Origin of the sequence: Micromonospora maritima, from assembly GCF_902825405.1 — a bacterium.
In the GTDB taxonomy this organism is placed as follows: domain Bacteria; phylum Actinomycetota; class Actinomycetes; order Mycobacteriales; family Micromonosporaceae; genus Micromonospora; species Micromonospora maritima.
The window spans coordinates 1-3,850 of the sequence record NZ_CADEAU010000491.1 but is presented as its reverse complement, the minus strand read 5'-3'; the positions used below and the strand labels follow the sequence as shown (position 1 = coordinate 3,850).

Annotated in this window: 4 protein-coding genes and 1 pseudogene; 2 read left to right on the top strand and 3 right to left on the bottom strand. The window is 73.4% G+C overall.

The window, feature by feature from the left end; all coding sequences use genetic code 11:
* On the bottom strand, positions 1-1,413 hold a 1,413-nt coding region (locus tag HUW36_RS27680; protein WP_174530824.1), incomplete at its 3' end, for a DEAD/DEAH box helicase.
* Between the two features lie 308 nt (positions 1,414-1,721).
* On the opposite strand from HUW36_RS27680, the gene HUW36_RS27675 reads away from it, so the two are divergent.
* Complete coding sequence (locus HUW36_RS27675) at positions 1,722-2,366, top strand: ferritin-like fold-containing protein (protein WP_246248353.1); 645 nt, start codon at positions 1,722-1,724, stop codon at positions 2,364-2,366.
* A 46-nt stretch (positions 2,367-2,412) separates the two neighbouring features.
* Here HUW36_RS27675 and HUW36_RS27670 read toward each other — a convergent pair whose 3' ends face one another.
* Positions 2,413-2,640: a DUF3107 domain-containing protein gene (locus HUW36_RS27670; protein ID WP_013288692.1), complete on the bottom strand. Its 228-nt coding sequence runs from the start codon at positions 2,638-2,640 to the stop codon at positions 2,413-2,415.
* A gap of 65 nt (positions 2,641-2,705) precedes the next feature.
* Entirely contained in the window at positions 2,706-3,344 is a 639-nt protein-coding gene (locus HUW36_RS27665; protein WP_174530823.1) for a TetR/AcrR family transcriptional regulator, read from the bottom strand.
* A 149-nt stretch (positions 3,345-3,493) separates the two neighbouring features.
* On the opposite strand from HUW36_RS27665, the pseudogene HUW36_RS27660 reads away from it, so the two are divergent.
* A pseudogene (locus tag HUW36_RS27660) lies at positions 3,494-3,850 on the top strand (hypothetical protein); the annotation flags it as partial.

The window sequence follows — 3,850 nt, the reverse complement described above, 5'->3', positions numbered from 1 at the left end:
GGCGCCGCCGACCGCGTCGCCACGACCCCGCCTGCGCTCCCGGCCCCGGCTGTCACCACGGCTGTCACCGCGGCCCTCGCCACGTCGGGTGCCGCGCCGCGACCGGCCGCCGCCCAGGTCCTCCTCGACCTCCGCCGACAACCCGGCACGGGTGCGCTCGGCGGTCGGCAGGGTGCCGCTGACGTCGGTGGGGATGTCCAGGTCGGTGTAGAGGTGCGCGGAGGTGTGGTAGGTCTCCGGCGGCTCGGGCATGTCGAGCCCGAGGGTCTTGTCGATGATCCGCCAGCGGGGCACGTCGTCCCAGTCGACGAACGTGACCGCGACACCCGTGGCGCCGGCCCGGCCGGTGCGGCCGATCCGGTGGGTGTAGGTGTCCTGGTCCTCGGGGCAGTCGTAGTTGATCACGTGGGTGACGCCTGTGACGTCGATGCCCCGGGCCGCCACGTCGGTGGCGACCAACGTGTCGATCTTGCCGGCGCGGAACGCGCGCAGCGCCCGCTCCCGCGCGCCCTGGCCCAGGTCACCGTGCACGGCGGCGACGGCGAAGCCACGGAAGTCGAGGTCCTCGGCGACGCGGTCGGCGGCCCGCTTGGTGCGGGTGAAGATCATGGTCAGCCCGCGCCCCTCGGCCTGGAGGATCCGCGCCACGATCTCGACCTTGTTGAGCGAGTGGGTGCGGTACGCCAGCTGCTGGGTCTGCGGCGACGGGCCGGTCTCGGCGGTGTGCCCGGCGTGGATGGTCACCGGGCGGCGCAGGAACCGCCGGGACAGCGCCACGATCGGGTCCGGCATGGTGGCCGAGAAGAGCATGGTCTGCCGGTCCTCCGGCAGCATCGCCAGGATCTTCTCGACGTCGTCGAGGAAGCCCAGGTCGAGCATCCGGTCGGCCTCGTCGAGGACGAGCGCCCGGACCCGGTCGAGCCGCAGGTGCTTCTGCTTCTGCAGGTCCAGCAGGCGGCCGGGCGTGCCGACGAGGATCTCGACGCCCCTGCGCAGCGCCTCGATCTGCGGCTCGTACGCGACGCCGCCGTAGATCGGCAGCACCCGGACGCCCCGGGTGCGACCGGCGGCGTCGAGGTCCTTGGCGACCTGGATGCCCAGCTCGCGGGTCGGGACGACGACAAGTGCCTGCGGCACGCCGTCGCTGCCCTCGGACGGGGCGAACACGCGCTCGAGCAGCGGGATGCCGAAGCCGAGGGTCTTGCCGGTGCCCGTCGGGGCCTGCCCGATCAGGTCGACGCCGCGCAGGCCGATCGGCAGCGCGTACTCCTGGATGGCGAAGGCGCGGGTGATGCCGGCGGCCGCCAGCGCCTCGACGGTCTCCTGTCGGGCGCCGAGCGCGGCGAACGTGGGTGCCTCCGGTCGGACCGGAGCGGTGGGGGCCAGTGGCTGGCCGGAAATCTGCTCACTCATCTGGATCTGGGGGTGCCCTCTCGTGGTGCGCCCCTCAATGTCCTCAGGGCGCGATCGGTGTGGCGCGGGCCACGCGGTCGGGGGCGGTTTCGCCGAGCCGGACCGGGCCGCACGCGCTCCGGGGACCGGTGCTGATCGGCGGAGCTGACGGAATGCTCATCAACCACGCTGACCAGGTCGGTGCCCACGGCAACTGTCTCATCCTACCTGAACGGCCCCTGAGTCGTCCCGATTCCAGGTGGCGGTGACGCGCGCGGGGGTAATCGTTGTGACCTGGCTCACAGCGTCGAGCGGGTAACCTGCGCCTCGTGTCCGCCCCCGACCCCGCCGTCACCGATCTGTTCGGCCTCGTGGCGTACGGCGAACTGCTCGCCTTCGACCGCCTCGCCGCCGACGCCCGCCTCGCCCCCGACCTGCGCCGCCGCGCCGCGCTCAGCGAGATGGCCGCGGCCGAGATCGCGCACTACCGCTGGCTCGCCGACCGGCTCGGCGCCCTCGGCGTCGCCCCGGAGGCGGCGATGGCCCCCTACGTCGACGCGCTGCGCGCCTACCACGACTCGACCGAGCCGCGGGACTGGCCGGAGGCGGTGACCAAGGCGTACGTGGGGGACGCGATCACCGACGACTTCCTGCGCGAGATCGCCGGCGGGCTGGACGGGCCGGACCGGGCGCTGCTCCTCGACGTCCTGCACGACTCGCGGTACGCCGACTTCGCCGCGGCCGAGATCCGGGCCGCGATCGAGGCCGACCCACGGATGGCCGGCCGGCTCTCGATCTGGGCGCGGCGGCTGCTCGGCGAGGCGCTGTCCCAGGCCCGGCGGGTCGCCGCCGCCGACGACCGGGGAGCGCTGGCCGCGCTGATCGGGCGGGCCGGCGCGGACGTGTCGACGCTGCTGCGGCGGCTCACCGAGGCGCACACCGCGCGGATGGCGGCCGTCGGGCTGAACAACTGAGTCGCCGCGGCGGGGGTCCCCGCCACGGCGACCGGTGTGCCGGGGATCAGCGGACGGTGAACCCGACCGCGCGGGGCGATGCCTCCGCGATCTCGACGTAGGCGACCTTGCCGACCGGCACGATGACCCGCCGGCCCTTCTCGTCGGTCAGGGAGAGCGTGCCCTCGCTCTTGGCGAAGGCGTCGGTCACGATCTGCTCGATCTCGGCCGGCGACTGCGCGCTCTCCAGGACCAGCTCCCGCGGCGCGTACTGCACGCCGATCTTGACCTCCACTGTGCCTCCTCAACTGGGGCGAAAAAGCCACCGTGGGAAGGCTATCCGATCCGACGGCCCGATGTTCAGGCTGACTCACCTTGCAGCGGGAAGCTGGCGATGCCGCGCCAGGACAGCGCCGCGACAAGCGCCTCGGCCTCGGCCTTGGGCACCTGGCGACCGCCCGCCAGCCAGAACTGGGCGGCCGTCTCCGCCGCGCCGACCAAGCCGGACGCCAGCAGCTCGGCGTGGAACCGGCTCACCCCGGTGTCCGAGATGATGGTGTCGGTGATCGCCGCGATGCAGCCCTGCTCGACCCGCTCCACCCGCTGCCGCACGGCCGGGTCGTTGCGCAGGTCGGACTCGAAGACCAGCCGGAACGCCTCGCTCTCGTGGTCGACGAAGTCGAAGTAGGCCCGCACGGCCGCGCCGACGCGCTCCTTGTTGTCGTGGGTGCCGCGCATCGCGTCGTGCACCTTTGCGACGATGGCGTCACAGTGCGTGTCCAGCAGCGCCAGGTAGAGCTCCATCTTCCCGGGGAAGTGTTGGTAGAGAACGGGCTTGGATACGCCGGCCCGCTCGGCGATGTCGTCCATCGCGGCGGCGTGGTAGCCCTGCGCGACGAACACCTCCTGAGCAGCGGCGAGCAGCTGCTTACGGCGCGCCGAGCGGGGCAGGCGGGTGGGCCGGCCGGCGGTCTGTGCACCGTTCCCCACTGCGGTCATGGGAACCTCCGAGTATCTGCGTACGAGCCGGCACGTATCACCCGAACCGGTCCGGGTTCGTGAACCCGTCGCGGAATTGGCCCGCCGCTGTAACTTATCGCCACTGTCACCACACGGTAGCCTCAGCGGGGGCGACCAAGGAGCGCGCGGTGAGTGAAACAGGGCAACCCGGAGCCGCCACCCCGGGAGAGCACGGCGACGGGACGGGCCAGCACGACGACCCGGCCCGCACCGGCGGCGGATGGGCGCCCCCGGCGGACGGCTGGTCCCGGGGCGCACCGGCGCCCGGCGGCTGGCCCTACGGGGACCTCGGTGGCAGTTGGGCCACCTCCTCGCCGAGGCACGGCGACCTGCCGGCCCCGCCCGGCCACCCCGCGACCGAGGAGCCGCCGGCCCGGGTCAACGGTCGACACGTCAACGGCGTGCGCCACCCGGCGGAGGAGTCCCCGGTGACCCGTCAGGCGCCGGTCAGCGCCCCGCCCGTCGGCGACCCGGCACGGGACACC

Excerpts from the sequence above, each read along its gene's own strand:
- HUW36_RS27665 (WP_174530823.1), bottom strand. The coding sequence starts at position 3,344 with ATGACCGCAGTGGGGAACGGTGCACAGACCGCCGGCCGGCCCACCCGC.